The organism is Roseateles oligotrophus, from assembly GCF_014204525.1.
Lineage (GTDB): Bacteria > Pseudomonadota > Gammaproteobacteria > Burkholderiales > Burkholderiaceae_C > Paucibacter_A > Paucibacter_A oligotrophus_A.
On the sequence record NZ_JACHLP010000013.1, the window covers coordinates 21196 to 43409 of the forward strand.

A 22214-nucleotide genomic window follows, 5' to 3' on the forward strand; every position below is an offset into this window, starting at 1 on the left:
CCAGCATGCGCTCCCGGCTCAGAACTGGTAGCTCGCGCCCAGGCCCAGCTGGCGGCCCGAGCCGGCCGTGCCCGCGCTGACGCCTGGGGCGAAGTAGTAGGTATAAAGCTCCTGGCGCTTGCCGTTCAGATTGCTGGCCCACACAAAGAGCTCGGCCGGGCCGTTTTCCAGACTCAGCCGGGCGTCCAGGCGCTGGTGCGAGGACAAGCAGGTCTCGCCATGGTTTTGCGGATCGCCGGCACGCTCGCCAAGATAGCGGTAGCCCAGCCTGGCCCGCAGCACCGGCGCCTGCAGCCCCAGCAAGGCCGGCAGCGCCTGGCGATAGTCCAGGCTGAGCTGGCCGCTCCAGCGAGGCACATCCGGCACCCGAGCGCCGGCCGGGACGGCACCGCCCGGCACATGGGTCAGACCGCTCAGGATCTTGGCCTGGGTATAGGCCAGGCCGCCACTGACGGTCCAGGCGGCCGTGGGCCGCCAAGCGGCTTCCAGCTCCAGGCCCTGGCTGCGCGTGTCGGTGTTGAGGCCCTGAGCGGCAAAGGTGGCCACGTCATAACCCAGCAAATGGTCATCGCGGACCTGGTTGATGAACAGGGCCGCCGTGGCGCTCAGGCTTCGGTCGGCCCGCTCGCCCTTGAGACCCAGCTCCAGGCTGTCCACATGACCGGGCTTGAGCGCCGCGCCGTCCGCCACCTGGACGCCGTAGTCGATAAAACCGCCCGGCTTGTGGCCGCGCGCCAGCACCGCATAGGCATTCAACGCCGGGCTCAGCGCCTGCATCAGGGCCAGGCGGCCGGTGCTGGAGCCCTCGTTCAGATGACGCAAGTCCTGGCTGTCGGGCATGCCGGTCTTGCTGAAACTGGCCTCGTAACGCTTGCGCTCACGGGTATGGCGCAGGCCGGCGGTGAGCCGGGTGCCGGGGCGCAGCGAATGGCTGATCTCGCCAAAGAGGGCGTGGCTGTCGGTCTCGAACTTGCGCCGCCCGACATGGCCCGACATGGGCATGGCGTCGTCGTGATGGCGGCGAATTTCCTCGCTCTGCAAACCCACGCTCCAGAACAGCGGAGCGCCGGCCAGCGAGCCCAGGCGCAGCTCGTGCTGCATCGCGCGGGCCCGGGTGTCAACGGCCAAGCAGATCTCGACCGGCGTGCCAAAGGCGGCCTGCGACAGGTTCTTGGGGTAGCAGGAATCGCTGCCACCTTCGGTCGGCACATAGGCGCTCAGCCAAACCAGCCGGCTGCCGGCGAACTCATGCTGCAGCTCCAGCGAATGACGGGCGGCCTTGTTGGTGGCGCGGCTGGCGGCCGGATCGAGGTCGACGCTGGGCGGTGAGGCATGGGGGCGCAACAGGGTCATGCCGATGCGGCCGCGCTGGTCCTGCCGCTCCGAGATCCACAACAGCTTGCTGCGCACGGCCGCCTGCCATTGCAGCGACAGACGCCCGCCGCTCTCGCGAATCTCGGTCAGCGGCCGGCCGCTGCGCAGATTGAGCACATCGCTGTCCTGCTGGTTGCCGAACAAGGCGACGCGGGCGCTCAGCGTTGGGCTCAAGGGGCCGCCCACGGCCGCCTCGATGCGGCGCTGGCCCTGCTGACCGAACTCGATGCGGCCATGGCCCTCGAGATGACGGGTCGGGCGGCGCGAGCTGATATTGAGCGCGCCGGCCTGGCTGCTGCTGCCCAGCAGCGTGCCCTGCGGACCCTTCAAGACCTCGATGCGGTCCACGTCCAGCATGGCCAGGTTGGCGCTGCGACCGGACAAGGTGACGCCGTCCAGGCTCATCAGCACCGAGCGGTCCTCGGCACTTATCTGGAACAAGGAACCGACCCCGCGCATGCGCACATTGGCGTCGCCAAAACCGCCAAAGGAGTTGACCTCGACGCCCGGCAGGCCGCGCAACACATCCTCCAGCTGCAGCTGATGGCGCTGCTCCAGCTCGCTGGCGTCGATGCTGCTGACGCTGAAGGGCAGATCGCGGGCGCGCTCCTCGGTGCGCCGGGCGGTCACCGTGACCGGCGGCAATTGGCGAGTGGCGGTCGCGGTGGGCGGGGTGACTTCACCATCGGCCTGGGCCAGGGCGTCGGCGCCCAGCGCCGACGCCAGAGTGAGCAAGACGCAGGGCAGCAGGCCCGGGGAACGCGAGGAATGCAGCATGAAGAATCCCAAAAATGGCAGCCCTGCTCCGCCTTGGCGAGTGGGTCTGTCCGGAGACTGAATAAAATTAATGATAATGATTCTCATTCTTGTCTCTACCCGAATCCGGTCGTTCTTGGCCCGGATGAGTTCGTCCCCATGTCCGATCTCAACAAAACCCGCAGTACGCCCGCGGCCCAGGCCCTCCTGAGCGCCTCGGCCCTGACCGCCAATCCCTTGCTGCTGGGCCTGCCCAGCGGCTCGACGCTGGACCTGGCGCAGCGCGCGGTCGGCGAGGGCGTGGAGCTGCTATGGGCGACGGCCTGGCTGGCCGCACCGCTGGAGCTGAACCTGCGCGATGACCGCGACTTCATCCAGTTCAACTACGGGCTGGAGGGGCGCGCCGAATGCCGGGTGCGGCTGCCCCGCGGCCGGCGTCAGGAGTTTGTGCATCAGCAGGAGGGCTGCATCCAGTTCACCCCCGATCTGCTGGGCAACTTCCGCATGCAAGGAAGGTTCCGCAGCGTCTCGGTGGCGGTGCAGCCGGCGGTGCTGCAGAGCTGGCTGGACGGCGAGGCCGATATGGAGCTGGCGCGTTCGCTGGCCGCCGGCGACTATCTGTCGCTGGGCCATCGCAGCGCCGCCCTGCATGTCGCCGCTACCGAGCTGTACCGCCATCTGACGCCGGACACGCCCGCGCACGCCCAGCCCCAGCAACGCCACCCGCTGTGGCTGCAGGGCCAGATCCTGCGGTTTGTCGGCCTGATCCTGGAGTCGCGCCGGCCCAGCCTGGCCGGCAGTCCCCTCTGCCCCAGCGACATCGCCCGGCTGACCCGGGCCCGCGACCAGTTGCTGGCCGATCTGTCTTGTGCGCCCACACTGGCCGCCCTGGCCGCCACCCAGGGCCTGAGCCTGCTCAAGCTCAAAAAAGGTTTTCGCCTGCTGTTCGGCCACAGCCCCTACGCGCTGTTCCAGATCGAGCGCATGCATGCGGCCCAACACATGCTCAGGCGCGGCGAACGCTCGGTCACCAGCGTGGCCTCCGAGCTGGGCTATACCAATATCAGCCACTTCGCGGCGGCCTTTCGCAAGCAGCTGGGGGTCAACCCGGCGCAGATCGCGCGGGCGCGCTGATCCGGGCCACCGCAACCCTTTTCGGGTGGCGGCCCGGGCTGAAATGTCTATGGTTCAGCGCCATCGGGCCATGCCCGCTGACTCTGGAACCCACCATGACCCATCCCCCCGGCCTGCATATCCGCGGCCTGAGCAAGACTTACGGCAAGGGCCCTGCCGCCCTGCAAGGCATCAACCTCGATGTAGGGCCCGGCCTCTACGGCCTGCTGGGCCCCAACGGCGCGGGCAAGAGCACGCTGATGCGCACCCTGGCCACGCTGCAGCCGCCCGACAGCGGCAGCATCGCGCTGGACGGCATCGATGTGCTGCGCGACCCCCAGGCCCTGCGCCTGCGCCTGGGCTATCTGCCACAGCAGATCGGCGCCTACCCGCAGACCAGCGGCCTGCAGATGCTGGAGCGCTTTGCCTGGATGAAGGGCTTCAGCGACGCGCACGAGCGCCGCCGCGAGGTCCAGACCCTGCTGGAGCGGGTCAACCTCAGCGAGGCGGCGGCGCGGCCCGTCAGCAGCTACTCGGGCGGCATGCTACGCCGGCTTGGGATTGCGCTGGCCCTGATCGGCGCGCCCCGCTTGCTCATCGTCGACGAGCCCACCGCCGGCCTGGACCCGGCCGAGCGCACGCGTTTTCATCGCGTGCTGGCCGATGTGGCGGCCGATGCCGTGGTGCTGCTGTCCACCCACATCGTCGAAGACATCGAGAACCTGTGCACCCGCCTGGCCATCCTGGCCGGCGGGCGCATCGTCGCCGAGGGCACGCCAGCCGGCCTCTGCAGCGCGCTGGAGGGCCGGCTCTGGGCCTGCCTCGCGCCCCGCGGCACACCCGTGCCCGAGGGCCTGCACGCCTGGGCCACGCCGGCCGGCACGCGGGTGATCCGCGAGGCCGCCCAGCGGCCCGGCCCCGACTGGACCGCCCACAGCCCACGGCTGGAGGACGCCTACCACCTGGCCCTGCAGCGCCAGCCGGGAGGGCGGACATGAGGGCCCTCTTGCATGCCCCCGGATGCTGGGCCACCGTCTGGCGCGAGGCCGGTGTGGAATGGGACTTCGGCCGACGCAGCGGCGTGGTGCTGCTGATCCTGCTGGGCCTGAGCGCCTACCTCCTGATGGTGCTCAGCCATGCCGGCTACCTGCGTGAGCTGGGCGCGGCCGACATCCCGCGCAATGCGCCCGGCCTGGTCTATCTGATGACGGCGGGCGACGCCTTCTTCCTGATCTTTGCCTGGGCCTGGATCTATGCCCAGCCGCTGCTGCGCGAGCAACGCGCCGAGCTGCTGGAGCCGGTGCTGGCCGCGCCGCTGAGCCTGCGCGCCCTGATGCTGGGGCGCTTTCTGGGCGCCAGCGGCGTGGCCTTGCTGGTGGGCTCGTCCCAGGTGCTGGGCTTTTTGCTCTCGCCCCTGCTGGCCTGGATCGGCGCCGTGCCCGCCCAAACCATCGCCGCCATGCCCTGGGCGGCCTTTGCCTGGGCCAGCCTCGTGATCACCCTGCCCTCGGCCCTGGGCATGGGCGCGCTCTACACCCTGGCGCTGCTGCGCACGCGCAGCCTGGCCGGGCCCTTCGGCATGGCCGCCCTGCTGATGCTCAGCTGGATGCTGTGCATGATTGTGATGAAGGACGGGCGCATGGACCCGTTCTGGTCCGCCGTGTTGGACCCCTCGCTGTTTGCCGAGGCCGAGACCCAGGTCAAGCGCTGGACTCCGGCGGAAAAATCAAGCGCCCTGCTGGCGCTCAGCCCCGCCCTGCTGCTGAACCGCTTGCTGTGGTGCGGCCTGCCGCTGCTGGCCCTGGGCTGGGCGCTGTGGCGGCTGCGGCGCGAGCAGTTGCTGCCCGGCGCGGACACCGCCCCGCAGCGCGAGCTGGCGGCACCGCAACCACGCGGCCGCAGCAGCAACAACAACAGCGCCAAACCGGCGCTGCGCCATCAGCGCTGGTGGCGGGTGGCCGGCGCCGAGCTGGGCTGGCAATGCCACCAGTTGCTGGCACGGCGTGCTCTGTGGCTGAGCCTGGCCGGGCTGCTGCTGGTGGCCCTGGGCGGCGGCATGGTGCATGCGCTGAACCATGCGGACGGCCCCATGCTGCCGCGGGCCGAGTTGCTGGCCCCGCTGATGAGCAAGATGATGTTTGTGCTGATCGTCATCGTGGTCGCCGCCGCCACCGGCCTGGTGATGCGGCGCGACCAGGTGGCCGGCTTTGGCGAGATGCTGGATGCCACGCCCGCCCCCGAGTTCCTGCGCCTGCTGGCCAGGCTGGCGGCCGTGGCCTTGCTGACCCTGCTGTTCACCCTGGTGCCGGGCCTGGCCGGCAGCCTGCTGGTGCTGCTGGACGGACAGGCCCTCTCAAACTGGGCCGATCCGCTGATCTACCAGCTGGCGGTGATCCTGCCGGCCCTGCTGGAAATGGCGGCGGCCATGGTGTTGCTGCATGCCTTGATACGGCCGGCCGGGGCGGCCTACGCGGCCTCCATGCTGGCCGCCTTCATCTTCGTGCTCAACCATGAGCTGGATCTGCTGTCCTTCCCGCCGGCCGAGTTCGGCATGCCGGTGGAGCTGCACCTCTCGCCCCTGACCGGCTGGCAACCCTGGCGCGAGATGTTGGTGTGGATGGGCGCGTGGAAGCTGCTGCTGTGCGCGGCCCTGCTGGCCTTGGCGGCCTGGGTGCTGCCACGCGGCCAAGCCGAGGGCTGGCGGGCCGCGGCCACGGCGGCGCGCGCCCGCAGCCGGGGGGTCGGGCTGAGCCTGGCCGCGCTGCTGCTGGCGGCCCTGGCCCTGTACCCACGCCTGAGCGAGCGGCTGATCGAGCAAGGCGGCTGGCAATCCTCAACACAGGCCGAGGCCGAAAGCGCGCAATGGGAGCGTGCCTGGCTGGGCCGCGCCGCGCCCTTCCGGCTGCAGGGTGGCCGGCTGACGCTGAGCCTGGAGCCGGCGCGGCAGCAGGCCCGCGGTGAATGGCTGATCCAGGGCCTGCAGGTCGAGGGTGGCTGGCTGCATGCCGAGCTGCCCGCCGGCCTGCGCGAACTCAGCGCGGAGCTGGACGGGCGCGCCCTGCCGGTGCAGATCGAGGCCTCACTGGCCAGCCTGCCGATACCGCCCTGCGTTCCCGCCGGCTGCACGTTGCGGCTGCGCTGGCGGCTCGACACGCTGGGCTGGTCGGCCCCGGGCGAGGCCCGCTGGCTGGGTCCGCAAGGCCTGTGGGCGCGCGCCCGCGACGCCGCCCCCAGCCTGGGGCTGGATCCGCAGCGCCAGCTGCTCGCGGCCAGCGCGCGCAGCGCGCAAGGCCTGCCCGCCGCCGTCCCCACGCTGCCGGTGGGCCACAGCCGCAGCGCGCTGGGCATCGCGCCGGCCGGCGACTGGCAGTGGCTCATCACCCAAGCCGGCACAGCCGCGCCGCTGCAGCAGGGCAGCGGCCACGGGGCGCTGGACTTTGCGGCCGTCTGGGCCCCGCAAGCCCAGACCACCCAGGTGGCCGGGCTGAGCCTCAGCCACGACGCCAGCCGCGCCGGCATGGCCACGGCGCTGGCCGAGGATGTGCAGGCCATGCAGCAATGCGTGGCGGCACGCCTGGGCGGCGCGCGGGCCGTGAATCAATTGGTGCAGCTGCCGCGCGGCCTGGGTGAGCCGGCCCTCAGCCCGCAGGGTCAGCTACTGCTGCCCGAACTGCCGCACTGGGATGTGGCCGAGCAAGGCATGGGCCGGCTGCTGCGTCGCGCCACCATCGCCACCACCCTGGCCGCCGACGCGCTGGTGAGCGGCGCCGACCTGCGCAGCGCCGCCAGCGCCGCTGCGATCCAGGAGGGCCTGGCCGGGGCCATCGCCCTGCTGTGCGTGGGCGACAGCGACGGTCTGCCTGCGCTCTCCCGCCTGCTGCAGCGCCAGGCCGATCTGAGCATGCTGAGCTTGTCGGCCAGCAGCACGCCCGTCGGCCCGGCCGAGCGGGCGCTGCACGCGGGCTGGGCGCGCGATCATCTGCCGGCGGCCTGGCTGGCCTGGGCGGCCCAGCGCAGCCCCGCCGAGCTACAGGCCTTGGCCAGCGCCCTGCGCAGCACGCAGTCCTTGCGCGCGGCCTTGCTGAGCGCCTACCCGGACGCCGAGGTAGCCCTGCTGCTGGGCCCGCCGCTGGCGGTGGATGTGATGGCCGATGCCGAACCCGCGCAGCGCAGCCGGCTGTGGCGCTGGCGGCAAGGCGCCTGGCTGGCCGACCCGGCCGGCCAAGCCGCAGACCTGCTGCAGCTGCAGGCCCAGGCCGGCGGCCGCCTGCGCATCAGCCCCCTGGCCAGGGGGGGCACGCCCGACCCGCAGGGCCTGCTGCTGTCGGCCCTGCCAGCGCTGGAGCGCTCGCCGCAGGACAACTGAGCGTCAACACAGCCCGGCCAGCAAGACCACGCCCCCAGGCGTGGCCTTGTTAGCCACGCTTAAAAGCCCAGGCTCAGTCCCAGGGCAAAGTAGTTGGCGGCCCCGTTGACCTGCAGCGCTAACTCCTTGCTGAGGCTGAAGCGGGCCGTGGCGAAGAGGGTGGAATGGCGAGACAAACGCGCGCCCGCACCCAGGCTCATGCCGGACTTGAAGCTCCAGTCGGCCGAGGCCAAAACGGCGTAGTCATCGGTCCAGTCGGCGCAGTAATTGCTGCGGCTCTGGGCGCTTGAGCCGCTCTGGCAGGCATTCGGGCTGCTGTCGTTCACCCGCAGCAGACTGCCGAATGCGGAGTCGCGGTCATGCAGGATGCCGCTGAGCGGCATCAGATTGAAGCCAAGCTGATCGCTTTTGAAGCGGTAGCCCAGCTGCCATTCCAGGCCCTTGATATTGAACCATTGGCCATAACCCAGGCTGGCCACCCATTCGCCGGCCTGGGCGGAGGGGCTCAGCAAGCCGCCGGCCAGCAGCAAGGGCAGCAGGAGGCGGGTGGGCCGGCGGCATGAATCAGCGATGAGACAGGGCATAAGCGGAAAAGAGACCGGCGGCACCGGTATCGGTGCCGCCTGGTTTGAAAGTTAGCTCTGCGGCATTCTGCCTCAGCCTGGCGTGCCGACACGCCAGGTCTTGCGCCCTCAGTGCATGCCCGCCAGCAAGGCCGCGTTGCCGCCCGCCGCCGCCGTGTTGATGGTCAGGGTCTGCTCGGCGCTGAAGCGGTATTGCTGGCTGGCCTGGGCCACTTCGGCGGCGCTGATCAGGGGGCGGATGGCGCCCTGCTCGGCCGCCATCTGGCGCCACAGCTCGCGCTCGGTGGCCACATCCTGCGCGGCCAGCACGACGCCGGCCAGACGCTCGTCGGCCAGCAGGCCGGCCAAGGCCTCGCGGCCTCCTTGCTGGATCTGCAGCAAACCCATCGGCAGGCCGGCCTGGCGCAGGCGCTGTTGCAGGGTCTGCGCCAGGGTCAGGGCCGGGCCCTGGGCCAGCAGGGCCAGGCTGTTGCCCGAGGCCAGGGTGGCGCACAAGGCCAGGGCCAGGGCTTCCTCGCTGGCGCCTTGGGCCAGCAGGGCCAGCACGCCGCGGCCATGCAGGCGCAGCTCATTGCTTTCGCCGGTGGGGCCGGGCAGGCTTTGCTCGCTGAGGCGCAGCTGGCTCAGGCTCAGGCGGGCCGAGAGCTGGGCCGAGCTGGCGTGGCCGTCAAAGGCGCGGCGCAGCAGGGCCACGCGTTCGGACAGGGCGGTATTACCCCAAGCCTGCTGCGCGGCCTGCAAGCCGGCCAGATCAAAGCTGGCCGCGGGCGCCGGGCTGGCCGGCGCGCTGAGGCCGGCCTGCCCCAAGGCCGGGGCCGCATCGGGCAAGGCGCAGAAGCGATACAGATAGTTGGGGCCGCCGGCCTTGGGGCCGGTGCCCGACATGCCTTCGCCGCCAAAGGGTTGCACGCCGACGACGGCACCGATCACATTGCGGTTGACGTAGACGTTACCGATGCGGGCCTTGTCGGCCAGGCGCAGGGCGCGGCTGTCGATGCGGGTCTGTATGCCCAGCGTCAGGCCATAGCCCAGAGCATTGATCTGCTCCAGCACGGCGTCCACATCGCCGCCCCAGCGCAGCACGTGCAGCACCGGGCCGAAGATCTCCTGGCGCAGCACATCGATGCGCGGGATCTCGAAGGCCACCGGCTGCACCAAGCGGGGCATGGGCTCATGCACCTTGGACTCGGCGATCAGCTTGGCCTCACGCTTGAGGCGGGCCACGTTCTGCTGGATATTGTCGAAAGCCTCCTCGTCGATGACCGGGCCCACATCGGTGGCCAGCTCGGCCGGCTGGCCCACCCACAGCTCCTGCAGGGCGCCGCGCAGCATCTCGATCACGCCCTCGGCAATGCTCTCGTGCACGCACAGCAGGCGCAGAGCCGAGCAGCGCTGGCCGGCCGAGCGGAAGGCCGACTGCACGACGGCGTCCACCACCTGCTCGGGCAGGGCGGTGGAGTCCACCACCATGGCGTTCAGGCCGCCGGTCTCGGCGATCAGGGGCACGACGGGGCCGTCCTTGGCCGCCAGCTTGCGGTTGATGATTTGCGCCACCTGGGTGGAGCCGGTGAAGCAGACACCGGCCGTGCGGGCATCGGCCACCAGGCCGGCGCCGACGGTCTCGCCCGCGCCGTGCAGCAGCACCAGGGCATCGCGCGGCAGGCCGGCCTCGATCAGCAGCTCAACAAATTGCTGGGCCACAAAAGGCGTCTGCTCGGCCGGCTTGGCCGCCACGGTATTGCCCGCCACCAGGGCCGCCACCACCTGGCCGGCAAAGATGGCCAGGGGGAAGTTCCAGGGGCTGATGCAGACGAAGACGCCACGGCCTTGCATGCGTGGGGCATCGCTCTCGGCTTGATCGGCGTAGTAACGCAGGAAGTCCACGGCCTCGCGCACCTCGGCCACGCAATCGCCCTGGGTCTTGAAGGCCTCCTTCACCAGCAGGGCGCAGAACTCGGGCAGGCGGGCGTCCAGCGCATCGGCGGCGCGGCGCAGGATGGCGGCGCGCTCGGCCACCGGCCGGCTGTTCCAGCCGCCAAAGCCGGCTTGCAGACGGGCCATGGCGGCCTCCACGGCCTCCGGCCTGGCCTCGGCGACGGCATCCAAGCGCACCTCGTCCAGGGCCTGCAGCAGGGGCTGGCGTTGGGCGATATCGGTCAGATCGGCGCCGCTGGAATTGCGGCGGCCGAAGCCCAGGCGGTCCAGATACAGAGCCGGCGGCAGCGGCAGCGCGCCCTGGGCCTGCACCTGCGCCAGCGGCGAGCCCAGCAGCTCGGGCACCTGCACATTCACATCGGCCAGTTGATGGACGAAGGAGGAATTGGCGCCGTTCTCCAGCAGGCGGCGCACCAGATAGGCCAGCAGGTCGCGGTGCTCGCCCACCGGAGCGTAGACGCGGCAGGGAATCGTGCCGTCCTTCAAGACCTCGCGGTAGACGCCCTCGCCCATGCCGTGCAGGCGCTGCATCTCGAACTTGGCGCCGGCCTTGCGGGCCATCTGCACGATGGCGGCGATGGTGCCGGCGTTGTGGCTGGCGAACTGCGGGTAGATCACATCGGCGTGCTCAATCAAGGCCTGGGCGCAGGCCAGATAGGACACATCGGTGTGCTGCTTGTGGGTGAACACCGGGTAGGCGTTCAGGCCCAGCTCCTGGGCGCGCTTGATCTCGCCGTCCCAGTAAGCACCCTTGACCAGGCGCACCATGAAGCGCAGGCCGTGCTTTTTGGCGATGGCGGCGACCTCGTGGATGACCGGCAAGGCGCGGGTCTGATAAGCCTGCACGGCCAGGCCGAAGCCGCGCCACTGCGGATAGCTGCCGGCAATGCGAGCGGCCAGGGCATCCAGCACATCGAGCGAGAGCTCCAGGCGGTCCACCTCCTCGGCATCGATGGTCAGATTGATATTGGCGCTAGCGGCCAGCTCGATCAGCTGCCACACGCGCGGCAGCAACTCGGCGAACACGCGTTCGCGCTGCAAGACCTCGTAGCGCGAGAACAGGGCGCTGAGCTTGATGGAAATGCCGTCGGCACCCTCGGGTGAATCGGCCTTGGCCTGGGCGGCGATGGCCTTGATGGCGCCCACATAAGCGGCCTGGTAGCGCTCGGCGTCCAGCTCGGTGCGAGCGCCCTCGCCCAGCATGTCGTAGGAGAAACGCAGCATGGGCTGGACCTTGCGCGCATCCGCCGCCTCGCCCATGGCCTCCTGGATATTGCGGCCCAGCACGAACTGGCGGCCCAGCAGCTGGATGGCGCGCACCGTGGCGGCCACCACGGTCTGCGCGCCCAGGCGAGTCATCAGGCCACCCTGGCCCTCGGCATCGGGCAGAAACTTCTTGGACAACGAGATGGCCGAGGCCGACAAGCTGGCCAGCATCTTGTGCGGGCCCTCCGAGCCGCCGTCAAACTGGCCGCGGCCCAACTGGTCGGCCGTCAGGGCGATGGCGGTGGGCGCGTCCGGCACCCGCAGCAAGGCCTCGGCCAGGCGCATCAGGGCCAGGCCTTCCGAGCTGGTAATCGGATATTCGCGCAGCAGCGACTCCATGGCCCAGAAGGGCGCGGGGTTGGCCCGCACCTGCTGCACCCAGGGGCCGGCCAGCTGGATGACGGCGGGCCAGTCCAGGCGCTCGCCCAGGGACTGCACCAGGGCATTCACCACCGCCTGCTCGTCGCGATAGGGGCTGGGCAGGCGGGCGGCTTCGGGCAAGAGGGCGAATGTGCTCATGATGGGCGGTCTGGATGGACGGTTAGGAGGGTGCTGTGCGCTCAGCGGACGGTTTTTAGCCGGGGCAGTTGGCGCTTTTTAGCGAGTGGCGGAACTTTAAAAGCCTTTGCCATGAATTAAATTCGCAACATCTGGCTATTGATGGTGGAAAATCCGGCATGACCGCCGATTCCCCCCTCGACAAGACCGATGCCCGCATCCTGCGCGTGTTGCAGGCCGACGGCCGCATCTCCAATCTCAAGCTGGCCGAGGCCGTGCACCTCTCACCCACGGCCGTGCTGGAGCGCGTCAAGCGCCTGACGCGCGAGGGTTTCATCCTGGGTTATGAAGCCCGGCTCAACCCCGAGAAACTGGGCGCGGCCATGCTGGTTTTCATCGAAATCCTGCTGGACCGCACGGTACAAGACGTGATGGACAACTTCAAGGCCGCCGTGCAGACCCGGCCCGAGATCCTCGAATGCCATCTGGTGGCGGGCGGTTTTGACTATCTGCTCAAGACCCGCGTCTCCGATATGAGCGCCTACCGCGAATTCATCGGCAGCGTGATCTGGACCCTGCCGGGCGTGCGGGAGACAAGAACGTACGCGGTGATGGAAGAGGTGAAGAGTACGAATGCGTTGGCGTTTTGAGGGTAACAAACCGCCCCGGTTGATTCGTGACATTGATGCCGCGTCTATGACATCGCGGCGTGTCTGACTCAATAGGACATTAGGTCTCGTCTGGCCGCCCCACAAAAACAGCCTCTGTTCCCTATGGGAATATCTTTCTCGAGGGGCGCCGAAGAGCTCGTTATGGCGGATCGCGCGCCCTTCCCGGACGCGGCCAAAATCATCGAATCGACAACATTCCAGTTCAAGCGGAATCGAGTACACCTTAAGAATCAATGACTTGCGTCGATCAGCGATGCCAATGGGTCGCAAACCAACTTTCGCCGTGACAACTATGCTGCACGCGGTCGGAACCTTCCCGTCCCGTCATCACTGACCCTGCATATTCGCCTCTGTAAAACTGGGCGCTCGCGACACCTGATAGCCGGGAACGTACTCATCGCCCTACACAAGAGGCAAGTCCTCGGAACGGTATAGGGCAGCGACGGAGTCAGCCAGGCGCCTTGGATTCGTCCCGCGGACCTCCATGCCCCGGTGCTCCGCACAACTCACCTGGCATCGCGAGCCCTTGCATCCAACTCCACAATCTTCCGAAACCAATCAAGCGGCTTGTCGGACTCCTCGTAGAGCCTAAGTACCTTGTACGGTAAGCCGGTGTCCCGAAGTTCATCCGCCGGGCGGCGACCCTGATGAATCGCATAGCCGTCAACCTCAATGGCTGCATGCAGTTTCCACCTGGGTTGGCCGTTGTCGTCGCCATAGAACAACCCGAAGTCGTGGGTAATCTCCTTGGTCGCCGACTGCAACTGTGGAACGAACATCAGGGCAGAAGGTCCTCCCCATTCCTTGTCGGTCTGATACCACCCAAACCAGGGTTCGACGAGCCATAAGCCCAGATAGGAGCGCCCCCCAAAGTCCACCTGTGAGGTGTTCAGCGTCAGTCTGTCTGGCCCCCCGCCCTCTCTGCTCTTCGTTTCAAGGTAGTGCCAAGCTCCCAGGAAGAACGCCTGCTCGAGCAAGGAGTCGGCGAGGGACAGAACATCCAGCGCCTGCGTGCCCAAGCGAGGCTTCCAACTGACATGAAGCATCTGCTCGCAGATGTACGCGACGTTTCGCTCAGAGACGGGATATGGCATGTTCACGTTTACTCAAAGGGGTGATACGGCGTTGAGCGCCGGAGGCGATGGAAAGCTTTAAGCATAGGCTAGCCGCGTGATTGCATCGGTGCAAACGGCCCCCGCTAGCGGACGGTCAGGGCGTCCACCGAGAAGCCACCAAGCTCTAGCGTTTCCGGATCAAGTCGAAAGCTGGCCGAAAAATAGGCCTTGAGTCCCAGCCGAAGCGCCACGAAGTCGTCGGTGCGGACGACATCCCAAACGCTGGTGTTCGAACTTGCTATTCGCTGCGCCAGGTCGGCCTGAGAGGCCGGGAGATGCAAATCAATTCCGACGCCGCGAAGGTAAAAGTGACAGCTAACGAACAGTTCGCCCCGGATTGCTTCTGCCAAATCAATGTCTAGGTCTTCCAGCCCCTCTAACATCTCGGCGTCAGAGCCGGTGATGGTTAGTTCTTCGGCACGGTTGCCGAACAGTGACATGGCCACCATTCTCTGGGTGCTCGAGTCGAGGTTCTGCAGGAACCGCAGCCCCTGCGCCTCCACATACTCCTCGATTCGGTCACGCTCCTTGGCAAGGTCGACTGCATGGGCGGTTTTATCCACCTTTGAATCGACGAAGGCGGAGACGGAAACGAAGGGTGTGACGACCTGTTTCAGGTTCCGAAGATCGTCTTTGAGGTTGCCGTGGAAGGACGCGAAAGCCCTTGGCTGACGGACTTCTTCGCCGCCTTCTTTGGCCCTTGAATCCTTGCCTGGCGGCCGGTCGTAAAAGTCTGACCAGTTGTCGCTGATGAAAGCGACCTCTTCGCCCTCGCGGCAAACAGCGGCCACAGAGTCGAGCATGGATAGCCAGATAAGGGCGTCTCGATACCCATCTTGCCCATCCGCATCGAACGGCTTTCGACGGGCGAGCGCGCGTTCAACCAGCTTTGCGTGCGGAATATGGTCGTACTCGATGACCTTGATCCATTCCACCCGCTCGCGGAGGGCCGCTAGTAGGTCAAACGGCGGCGCCTCTTGCACCGGCGCTTTGGGATCGCTTTGGGAGGGCACGAGCCGAGACAGTTGGTTCCGGGCCTTCTCTGCATCCGCGAGCGCCGCGCTGACCTTTTCCCTGTGCTTGTTCTCGACCTCCTGCACTACCAAGCGCGAGAGAAGCAGTTCATACCCGTTGTTGTTTAAGAAGTGAAAGAGATAGCGCATGGGCGCGCTTTCCAACAGGAAGTCGGCGATGAACTGATTGGAATCGACGAAAACCTTCATCTGGTCTGCTCGGTGGTTCTGCTCATTGTGCAGCGCCTAGCCTGCAGGCCGCGAACGAGCCCTGCTAGCAGCTTGAGCTGCAGGACATCCATGTTTCTCTCCTCGGGCGTCAGAGCCGGTGCACGCTTTGCGGGCCGCCCGTGGGAAACACGAATGGGGGGTGGCACTCAGTACAGCAGTCCGACTTCGTCGTACCCCGAAGGGCGCGTGCGGCAGGCGACGGCAACCGAGCGTGAAGATAGCACTTTGGCGCCCCCAACGCACGTCGGCGCATCCAGCGCCGTGACGACCCGACGAACCTACTGGTTGTTCTTGAGCCGACGGAGAAACGTCCTGGCGGTGATGAGCACCAGATGCAGGCGGAAGGTGCTGCGGTCCTCGTCAGAGAGGCCAGGATGTGAGCCCTCCGTGTGGAGCATCTTGAACAGGCCGTTGAGGTAGTTCTTCCCGTCGTTTGTCCACTCGTTTCGAGGCTTTGACAGGAACTCGCGCTCGGCCAGCCAGGCCCGGCGGTTCTCAGAGCTACCTCGTGCCGCAGCTTCCGCCGGGTCGATCTTGTGGGCAATGTGCTCGAAGAGGCTCTCCAGGAACGTCCGGGTTTGACTGTTCGCCGCCGCCCAATCTCCGCGGGTATGCGCCTCGATAGCTTGGTCAAGGTGGCCAAGCGCTGTCTGGAACGCGAATTCCTTGAGCAGCCGATGGACTTCGTCATCGGCCGCCGGCAAGTCCACCTCCGCAGGTAGGGCCGCCCGGAGCACCGGCGCATTCGGCGCTTCGTCCCGCCACTCCACGACGAAGCCGTCCAGCGCTAGGGCGCGCACCAACCTCGCCTGCTCAGTCCTGGGGCTGTCGACGTTTACCATTAGCGCAACCGCCTGACGCACCGCAGCCTCGGTCAACGTAACCGTGCCGTCAAGCGTCTGCACCTCATCTGACCCTCTGGTCAGGATTAGCCGGCCGAGCTGCGCAGCCTTCTTCGACACGCTGATGGAAGAGTCCGAAGGGATGTGCCGCTCTAGACTCAGCCAGAGCACAAGGTGGTCGAACTTCGCCTGGGAAAGACCTACGTCAAGCATAACGACGGCAGCGAGGATCGTCGGGCGGGTAAAGGGGTTTTGGCGCATGGTTCGACATCTTGCCTCATTGGTGAGCAGATCGCTCCCGCGGCCAGCAAGCGCTCAGCACCGACGTCTGCCTGTCACCGCAGAATGTGGCGTGTTCACCGGAGCCACCATGTCTATCCGCCATCTCAGTGTGCTGAAAAACCTCGATCAGGTCTTTGACACCTATGACCTTGACGAGTTTCGAGACCTGTTCACCACGTCGCTAAGCCGGAGGGAAGCCGACCTTACCAAAGCATCCAGTGAAGCCAACGCTATGGCTTCTGCCGACGACGAACACGCTGAAGGCTACGCCTCCCACCTGGAGGATCGGTGGATGATGTTGAAGGAAGTCAGCGACCTGTCCTGCCAGCTGCTGATAGTTGCGCTATTTCGACAGACGGAGCTTCACATCAAGCGCGTTGTCGGACGCACGATCCCTTCGGCTAACCCAAGCTCTCTATTTCAGTTCAAGGCGTTGAAGGGAGCCCTCCCGTTCCCCATTGAATCCGTCGCCAACTTCAACGCCTTCAATGAACTGCGCATGCTGAACAACGCTGTGAAACATCAGGGAGTGGTCAGTCAGGAGCTGAGCTCCAACTTTCCGGTCTGGATAGTCGGCGAGGCTCTTACAGGCCTTGACGCGGCTTACGAGCGCTTGAAGCCGGCTATCGCAGGTTTCATCGCCTCCTTCGTAGTGAATTGCTATGGCACCAAGACGGCTCCTTGACCGACGCGACCCGCCCAAATAGGCGGCGCTCCTCGCCAGGGCGGTCCGGTATCCTGCACAGGGCGGTGTCCTGTCCGTGCGATTGCTGCGTAAACCCATCCAGGCGCCTCATCGAAGTCGGCGCCCGCTCCCCACAAGCTCAAAGTCCAACATGAACCTCTTCGTCATAAACACCGACCTTAAAGACGACGCGGTTGACGCTGAGCATCACTGGTTTCACAGGGGCATCGCCGTGACAAGCGGCGGCGCGCGATACCGCAACGGCCTGCAGCGCCCTCGCGGGGGCGACCTGCTGGCGCTGTATGTCAACGGGCGGGGGATCGCAGCGGTCGGGCGCGCCGTCAACGACACCGTTGTGGATGTTCACGGCGACGGGTTGGTCAATCCAAAGGAGCAAGAGGAATACCACCGCGCAGTGGTCTGGCAGTACGACCTCAGGGACAAGCCGATAACCGTGTCGGACCTTCGAAAGCTCAGCATATTCGGGCAGAACGCTGTGAGCCAGGTCAAGTTGACCAGCGCGTACCAGGGGTTCCTTCAGCTACTGGCAGGCCGGCCGGCAAATCCGCAGTCGGATCGGACGGAACTGAGGCGCTCGGCCGCCCTGGTTCAAAAGACCGGCCCGCTGACTCGGCCGGCGGGATCACGGAACCCGGTGCAGAAGCAGGCTACCGGCTTGGTCTTCGACCGTGATCCTGCCGTGAAGGCCTGGACGCTTCGGCGTTCTAAGGGGCTGTGCGAGTGCTGCCGTAAGAAGGCGCCGTTCACAGACAAGGACGGCATTCCCTACCTCGAGTCGCACCACATCGTGCACCTAGCTAACGGCGGACCGGATACTCCCGACAACGCTGCTTCGGTTTGCCCGAACTGCCACAGGGAGCTCCACCACGCCAGCGCGAGTTGGTGGAGAAACTGCGCCTTCACGTTCTCGCGGCTGAGGATGCCTCTGACGGGACGCTGGCGTAGCGATTGCAGACATCCAACGAAGGGCGCCTTTCCATGGCCTACTGAGACGTTTAAGGGCAAGGATGTTCAGGCGGCTTTGAAGTTCGAGTGAGCGGCGGCCGAGCCGCGGCATCGTACTTGCGACCGAGGGCGCTGCCACGCCAACTGCACACCGCCGGCTTGCTTCACAAAGTCACCTATGGGGCTTTGAATAGAGCTTCACACTAGGCCAGTAGTGCCTCTGCCTAACTGTAGGCCGCGTCGTCTTAGGATGACCTCGTTCTGCCCACGAGGTGACGACATGGAACGAATGCGGAGTTGGATGCAAGAAGCAAGGTCGCTTGGCGCAGGGCTACTGCCACTGCACCCAAGCGCTTGAACGAAGTGCGCCAAGGTACGCCACCACGATACCGACGCTCTGACCGGCCCCCTCCCCCGCTCACCCCAAAGGGGGAGACAACGCCCCTCAAGCGGCCTCGCTCCCCCAAGCTATCCCCCATCACCCATCCCCCCGTGTGATGGGAAAGGCCGCCGGCGTCGCCGAATATTTGCTCCATGCCGCGGCGACCCAGTGCTCGCCGCGGCCACAGTCCGACGGAGCCCATCATGCAATTCCAAGTCCAGATCGCCGCCCAGGTCCACATCCCTGCCAGCCGGATTCAACAGCTGCTGAATGCCGAGGCCGGCGCGGACGAGGAGCCGGCAAAACCCTATGGCTGCGGCTGGTTTGACTCCAGCTACGAGCTTTCCGCCGGCTTGGAGGTGATTGAAAACGCCGGCTTTTGCTTCGCCGACTGAGCCTTTGGCGCGGCCGGGCGCCGATGCGGCTCCCAGCGATGAAAGGGCAAGCTCCTTCCCGACAGCTGCAAAGACAGGCGCGTCACCCAATCGTGGCTCTTGGAAGGCGGCGCATGAAAGGGCAGCAGCATCAGCGCAGCCAGCACCCCGGCGGGCAGCCAGGCCGGTGGGTGCAGGCGCAAGGCGGGGGCCTGGCGCAAGCTCATCAGGCTGGCGGCGCTGCCGATGACGAAGCCAAGCACGGCCTCCGATGGCGAGTGCGCGCCAACTTCCAGGCGCGAGTAAGCGATCAGGGCGGCCAGGGCAAAGGCCAGGCCGACGGCGCATTTCTGCATCCACTCGCCGCGGCTGCGGGCCAGCACCCAGGCCAGGCCGGGCAGGCTGGCGGCGGCAAACATGGCGTGGCCGGAGATGCCGGTGAAGTCCCAGGCCTCCACTCCCCAGCCCCAGCCGATGAAGGCCAGCTTGCTGGCCGTCGTGAGGCCCGCTGCGGCGCATAGCCAGAACAGCCAGCGCCGGACAAAAGCGGCTTCACCCGCCCGCCAGCACAGCCACAGGGCCGCCACCAGCACCAGAGGCAGGAGGATCTGGGCCTCGCCCAGACGGGTCAGGCTGAGCCAGGGAGCCACAAAAATCCGTTCAATCATGCGGCCATGCTAAGGGCTGAGCGTGACGAAGCCAGCAGCGACCCCTCGCAAGCGTCGGCAATCGTGTTCAATAAATCTCGGGCACCACCATCTGCTGCGGCACCGGCTGGCGCTCGTAATCTTCATGCCGCTCGCGCGAGGGCAGGATCACCGGGGGATGCGGGATCTCGTGATACGGCATCTGCGCCAGCAGATGGGCCATGCAGTTGAGGCGCGCCTTTTTCTTGTCGTCGGCCTGCACCACCCACCAGGGCGCCTCGTGGATATGGCTGCGCTCCATCATCTGTTCCTTGGCCTTGGTGTAGTCCTCCCAGCGGCGGCGGGACTCCAGGTCCATGGGGCTGAGCTTCCACTGCTTGAGCGGGTCGTGGATGCGGCCCAAAAAACGGGTGTGCTGCTCTTCGTCCGAGATGGAGAACCAGTACTTGATGACCTGGATGCCGGCGCGCACCAGCATCTTCTCGAACTCGGGCACCGAGCGGAAGAACTCTTCGTACTCCTCGTCGGAGCAAAAGCCCATCACCCGCTCGACGCCGGCGCGGTTGTACCAGCTGCGGTCAAACAGCACGATCTCGCCGCCCGCCGGCAGATGCGAGATATAGCGCTGGAAGTACCACTGGGTGCGCTCGCGGTCGTTCGGCGCCGGCAGGGCCGCCACCCGGCAGACGCGCGGGTTCAGGCGCTGGGTGATGCGCTTGATCACCCCGCCCTTGCCGGCCGCGTCGCGGCCTTCAAAAATGATCACGGCCTTGTGCTTGGTCGCCATCACCCAGTCCTGCAGCTTGACCAGCTCGCCCTGCAGGCGGAACAGCTCCCTGAAATAGTCGCGCCGCTGCGAGCGCTGCTCGCTGCTGAAGCAGCCTTGGGCGGCGTCGAAGGCACGGTCGTCGATCTCCATCTCCAGCTCTTCGTCGTAGCTGTCGATCAGATCGGCCTGCATGCGCTGCATCATGGCCGCATGCTCATCGGTGGCCTGGGCCGCGGCCGTGCCGGTGGCCTCGGGAAGCAGGGTGGGTTCGTCTTTGCTCATGGGGTGCTTGCATTGGAGGGGCGACTGACCAGCCTGCCATGGCTCCATGACAAATTCATGACCCAAACTTTCGCCAGCCCCGCAAGCCAGGGCGCAGAATGGCGCCCGCAAGCACTGACAGGTGCTCCGGCCCATTCATTCATTCCCCAAAGCGCAAACCGCGCCTCGCACCATGAATCAACGACCAAGCCTGCTCCCCAACTTCCGCTTGAACCTGGCCGCTGCCGCGGTTGCGGCCTGCCTGGCCCTGCCCGCCGCCGCCACCTTGCCGCCGCCCAGCCCGCAGGAGCAGGCGCAAGCCCAGGTGCAGCAGCTGTTCGATGCCGAGGTCGAGGCCTTTCTGAAGGCCTATTGGCAGCTGCTGCCCGAGGCCGCGGCCGCGGCCGGCCAGTACGAGGCCGCCGCCCGCCTGCCCGCGCCCAGCGAAGCCGCCCGCCAGGCGCAGATCCGCTTTTGCGAGAGCTGGCTCAAGCGCCTGGCCCTGCTGCCCAAAAAAGCCGCGCTGAATGCCTCGCAGGCCGGCGATCTGGCCCTGCTGGACAACCATCTGCAAGGCACGCTGTGGGCGCTGAAGCAGTTGCGCAGCGATGTCTGGGACCCGACGGGCTACAACGTCTCGGGCGGCTTCAGCGATCTGCTCAACAAGGGCGAATACACGCCCCAGCAAAGGCTGCAGTGGCTGGAGCAACGCCTGCGCCAGGTGCCGGCCTATTACCGCGCCGCCCTGCAAAACATCAAGAACCCCAGCCCCCCCCTGCTGCAGATGGCCATCTCGCAGAACCAGGGGGGCCTGGAATTCCTGACCGAGGGCATCCCCGCCCTGCTCAAGACGGCCAAGGCCGACGCCGCCACCGCCAAGCGCGTGCTGCAGCAGCGCGACCTGGCCCTGCGGTCCATGCAGGGCTTTATCCAAGCCTTGCAGAAGATCGACGCCCGCCAGACGGCGGACGGCAGCGGCCGCTCCTTCCGCATCGGCCGCGAGGCCTTCCACGAGAAGTTCCGCTACGAGATCCAGGCCGAGGTGGATGCGCCCACGCTTTACCAGCGCGCGCTGGACCAGAAGGCCGCCCTGCATCAGCGCATGAGCGAGCTGGCCGACGGCCTGTGGCCCCAGCTCTTCCCCGGCGAGGCGGCACCGGCCGCCCGCCTGGACAAAATCGCCCGCGTCATTGACAAGTTATCCGAGCGCCATGTCTCGGCCGCGGGCTATATCGACGAGATCCGCGCCCAGCTGCCGGCCCTGGCCGACTGGGTCACGAAACATGATTTGCTGACCCTGGACCCCAGCCGCCCCCTGCAGGTGCGCGAAACCCCCGCCTATATGCGCGGCCTGGCCGGCGCCTCCATCAGCGCGCCCGGCCCGCTGGACCCGCAGGGCGTGACCTATTACAACGTCGACCCGCTGGACCCCATCGGCAAGCCCGAGAAAACCGAGTCCTATCTGCGCGAGTACAACCACTGGGTGCTGCAGATCCTGAGCATCCACGAGGCCATCCCCGGCCATTATGTGCAGCTGCTCTACTCGAACAAATCGCCCTCCAAGGTCAAGGCCTTGTTCGGCAACGGGGCCATGGTGGAGGGTTGGGCCGTCTACTCCGAACGCATGATGATGGAGAGCGGCTGGGGCAGCGACAAGGACGGCAAGCCCAGCCCCGAGATGGGCCTGATGTATGCCAAGTGGAATCTGCGCGTGGTCTGCAATGCCATCCTGGACTACAGCGTCCATGTGCTGGGCATGAGCGAGCAGCAGGCCTTGCATCTGCTGGAGAAGGAAGCCTTCCAGTCGCATACCGAGGCGACCGAGAAATGGCACCGCGCCCAGGTCAGCTCGGTGCAGCTGAGCAGTTACTTCGCCGGCTTCTCGGAAATCCTGGCCCTGCGCGATCAGCTCAAGGCCGGCCAGGGTCGAGCCTTCAATCTGAAGGCCTTCCACGAGGAGTTCCTCAGCCACGGCAGCGCGCCGGTGGCCATGGTCAGCCAGTTGATGAAGAGTGCCGCCGCCAGCAAGCGCGGCCTGCCGAAGACGCCCAAGCCGGAGCAGTCGCGCTGAGGAAAACGAAAGA

General features: G+C 66.8%; 16 protein-coding genes. 8 read left to right on the forward strand and 8 right to left on the reverse strand.

Features of this window, described 5'->3' with window-relative positions; genetic code table 11:
* Window positions 1–18: 18 nt before the first annotated feature.
* Window positions 19–2151, reverse strand: coding sequence for a TonB-dependent receptor (locus HNP55_RS22615; RefSeq protein WP_184304470.1), 2133 nt, complete (start codon window positions 2149–2151; stop codon window positions 19–21).
* A 138-nt stretch (window positions 2152–2289) separates the two neighbouring features.
* On the opposite strand from HNP55_RS22615, the gene HNP55_RS22620 reads away from it, so the two are divergent.
* The 3 genes from HNP55_RS22620 (at window position 2290) to HNP55_RS22630 (ending at window position 7609) form a co-directional block, all read left to right on the forward strand.
* On the forward strand, window positions 2290–3264 hold the full coding sequence (locus HNP55_RS22620) for a helix-turn-helix transcriptional regulator (protein WP_184304472.1): 975 nt from the start codon (window positions 2290–2292) through the stop codon (window positions 3262–3264).
* A 95-nt stretch (window positions 3265–3359) separates the two neighbouring features.
* The gene (locus HNP55_RS22625) at window positions 3360–4241 is read left to right on the forward strand and encodes an ABC transporter ATP-binding protein (RefSeq protein ID WP_184304474.1); all 882 of its coding nucleotides are present in this window, start codon (window positions 3360–3362) and stop codon (window positions 4239–4241) included.
* Window positions 4238–7609 (forward strand): ABC transporter permease, encoded by a 3372-nt coding sequence (locus tag HNP55_RS22630; RefSeq protein WP_184304476.1) that lies wholly within the window; start codon window positions 4238–4240, stop codon window positions 7607–7609. Before HNP55_RS22625 ends, HNP55_RS22630 begins: the two co-directional genes overlap by 4 nt.
* Before the next feature lie 59 nt (window positions 7610–7668).
* Here HNP55_RS22630 and HNP55_RS22635 read toward each other — a convergent pair whose 3' ends face one another.
* Together HNP55_RS22635 and HNP55_RS22640 are read right to left on the reverse strand one after the other, a co-directional pair.
* Window positions 7669–8193, reverse strand: coding sequence for a hypothetical protein (locus tag HNP55_RS22635; protein ID WP_184304478.1), 525 nt, complete (start codon window positions 8191–8193; stop codon window positions 7669–7671).
* A 108-nt stretch (window positions 8194–8301) separates the two neighbouring features.
* Window positions 8302–11913 (reverse strand): L-glutamate gamma-semialdehyde dehydrogenase, encoded by a 3612-nt coding sequence (locus HNP55_RS22640; RefSeq protein WP_184304480.1) that lies wholly within the window; start codon window positions 11911–11913, stop codon window positions 8302–8304.
* A 158-nt stretch (window positions 11914–12071) separates the two neighbouring features.
* On the opposite strand from HNP55_RS22640, the gene HNP55_RS22645 reads away from it, so the two are divergent.
* The gene (locus HNP55_RS22645; RefSeq protein WP_184304482.1) at window positions 12072–12542 is read left to right on the forward strand and encodes an Lrp/AsnC ligand binding domain-containing protein; all 471 of its coding nucleotides are present in this window, start codon (window positions 12072–12074) and stop codon (window positions 12540–12542) included.
* Between the two features lie 527 nt (window positions 12543–13069).
* On the opposite strand, the gene HNP55_RS22650 is transcribed toward HNP55_RS22645, so the two are convergent.
* The 3 genes from HNP55_RS22650 to HNP55_RS22660 form a co-directional block, all read right to left on the reverse strand.
* Window positions 13070–13657, reverse strand: a complete 588-nt coding sequence (locus HNP55_RS22650; RefSeq protein ID WP_184304484.1) for a hypothetical protein — start codon at window positions 13655–13657, stop codon at window positions 13070–13072.
* 104 nt (window positions 13658–13761) lie between these two features.
* Complete coding sequence (locus HNP55_RS22655) at window positions 13762–14901, reverse strand: PIN domain-containing protein (protein WP_184304486.1); 1140 nt, start codon at window positions 14899–14901, stop codon at window positions 13762–13764.
* 299 nt (window positions 14902–15200) lie between these two features.
* Window positions 15201–16025 (reverse strand): hypothetical protein, encoded by an 825-nt coding sequence (locus HNP55_RS22660; protein WP_184304489.1) that lies wholly within the window; start codon window positions 16023–16025, stop codon window positions 15201–15203.
* A gap of 109 nt (window positions 16026–16134) precedes the next feature.
* Between HNP55_RS22660 and HNP55_RS22665 the strand changes: the two genes are divergently transcribed.
* The 3 genes from HNP55_RS22665 to HNP55_RS22675 all read left to right on the forward strand — a co-directional run bounded on the left by HNP55_RS22665 (window position 16135) and on the right by HNP55_RS22675 (window position 18474).
* Window positions 16135–16731, forward strand: a complete 597-nt coding sequence (locus HNP55_RS22665) for a hypothetical protein (RefSeq protein WP_184304491.1) — start codon at window positions 16135–16137, stop codon at window positions 16729–16731.
* Window positions 16732–16882: 151 nt separating this feature from the next.
* Window positions 16883–17788: an HNH endonuclease gene (locus HNP55_RS22670; RefSeq protein ID WP_246448615.1), complete on the forward strand. Its 906-nt coding sequence runs from the start codon at window positions 16883–16885 to the stop codon at window positions 17786–17788.
* Window positions 17789–18282: 494 nt separating this feature from the next.
* Window positions 18283–18474 (forward strand): hypothetical protein, encoded by a 192-nt coding sequence (locus HNP55_RS22675; RefSeq protein ID WP_184304493.1) that lies wholly within the window; start codon window positions 18283–18285, stop codon window positions 18472–18474.
* Here HNP55_RS22675 and HNP55_RS22680 read toward each other — a convergent pair.
* Window positions 18414–19121, reverse strand: coding sequence for a phosphatase PAP2 family protein (locus HNP55_RS22680; RefSeq protein ID WP_184304495.1), 708 nt, complete (start codon window positions 19119–19121; stop codon window positions 18414–18416). The genes HNP55_RS22675 and HNP55_RS22680 overlap by 61 nt on opposite strands.
* A gap of 67 nt (window positions 19122–19188) precedes the next feature.
* The gene (gene ppk2, locus HNP55_RS22685; protein WP_184304583.1) at window positions 19189–20073 is read right to left on the reverse strand and encodes a polyphosphate kinase 2; all 885 of its coding nucleotides are present in this window, start codon (window positions 20071–20073) and stop codon (window positions 19189–19191) included.
* Window positions 20074–20323: 250 nt separating this feature from the next.
* On the opposite strand from ppk2, the gene HNP55_RS22690 reads away from it, so the two are divergent.
* On the forward strand, window positions 20324–22201 hold the full coding sequence (locus HNP55_RS22690) for a DUF885 domain-containing protein (protein ID WP_184304497.1): 1878 nt from the start codon (window positions 20324–20326) through the stop codon (window positions 22199–22201).
* Window positions 22202–22214: the final 13 nt, after the last annotated feature.

Bases quoted from the DNA above. Each gene is read 5' to 3' on its own strand.
- HNP55_RS22640 (WP_184304480.1), bottom strand. From the start codon at position 11,913: ATGAGCACATTCGCCCTCTTGCCCGAAGCCGCCCGCCTGCCCAGCCCC.
- HNP55_RS22660 (WP_184304489.1), bottom strand. From the start codon at position 16,025: ATGCGCCAAAACCCCTTTACCCGCCCGACGATCCTCGCTGCCGTCGTT.
- HNP55_RS22655 (WP_184304486.1), bottom strand. From the start codon at position 14,901: ATGAAGGTTTTCGTCGATTCCAATCAGTTCATCGCCGACTTCCTGTTG.
- HNP55_RS22635 (WP_184304478.1), bottom strand. From the start codon at position 8,193: ATGCCCTGTCTCATCGCTGATTCATGCCGCCGGCCCACCCGCCTCCTG.
- HNP55_RS22620 (WP_184304472.1), top strand. From the start codon at position 2,290: ATGTCCGATCTCAACAAAACCCGCAGTACGCCCGCGGCCCAGGCCCTC.
- HNP55_RS22650 (WP_184304484.1), bottom strand. From the start codon at position 13,657: ATGCCATATCCCGTCTCTGAGCGAAACGTCGCGTACATCTGCGAGCAG.
- HNP55_RS22630 (WP_184304476.1), top strand. From the start codon at position 4,238: ATGAGGGCCCTCTTGCATGCCCCCGGATGCTGGGCCACCGTCTGGCGC.
- HNP55_RS22675 (WP_184304493.1), top strand. From the start codon at position 18,283: ATGCAATTCCAAGTCCAGATCGCCGCCCAGGTCCACATCCCTGCCAGC.
- HNP55_RS22645 (WP_184304482.1), top strand. From the start codon at position 12,072: ATGACCGCCGATTCCCCCCTCGACAAGACCGATGCCCGCATCCTGCGC.
- ppk2 (WP_184304583.1), bottom strand. From the start codon at position 20,073: ATGATGCAGCGCATGCAGGCCGATCTGATCGACAGCTACGACGAAGAG.
- HNP55_RS22665 (WP_184304491.1), top strand. From the start codon at position 16,135: ATGTCTATCCGCCATCTCAGTGTGCTGAAAAACCTCGATCAGGTCTTT.
- HNP55_RS22690 (WP_184304497.1), top strand. From the start codon at position 20,324: ATGAATCAACGACCAAGCCTGCTCCCCAACTTCCGCTTGAACCTGGCC.
- HNP55_RS22680 (WP_184304495.1), bottom strand. From the start codon at position 19,121: ATGATTGAACGGATTTTTGTGGCTCCCTGGCTCAGCCTGACCCGTCTG.
- HNP55_RS22670 (WP_246448615.1), top strand. From the start codon at position 16,883: ATGAACCTCTTCGTCATAAACACCGACCTTAAAGACGACGCGGTTGAC.
- HNP55_RS22625 (WP_184304474.1), top strand. From the start codon at position 3,360: ATGACCCATCCCCCCGGCCTGCATATCCGCGGCCTGAGCAAGACTTAC.
- HNP55_RS22615 (WP_184304470.1), bottom strand. From the start codon at position 2,151: ATGCTGCATTCCTCGCGTTCCCCGGGCCTGCTGCCCTGCGTCTTGCTC.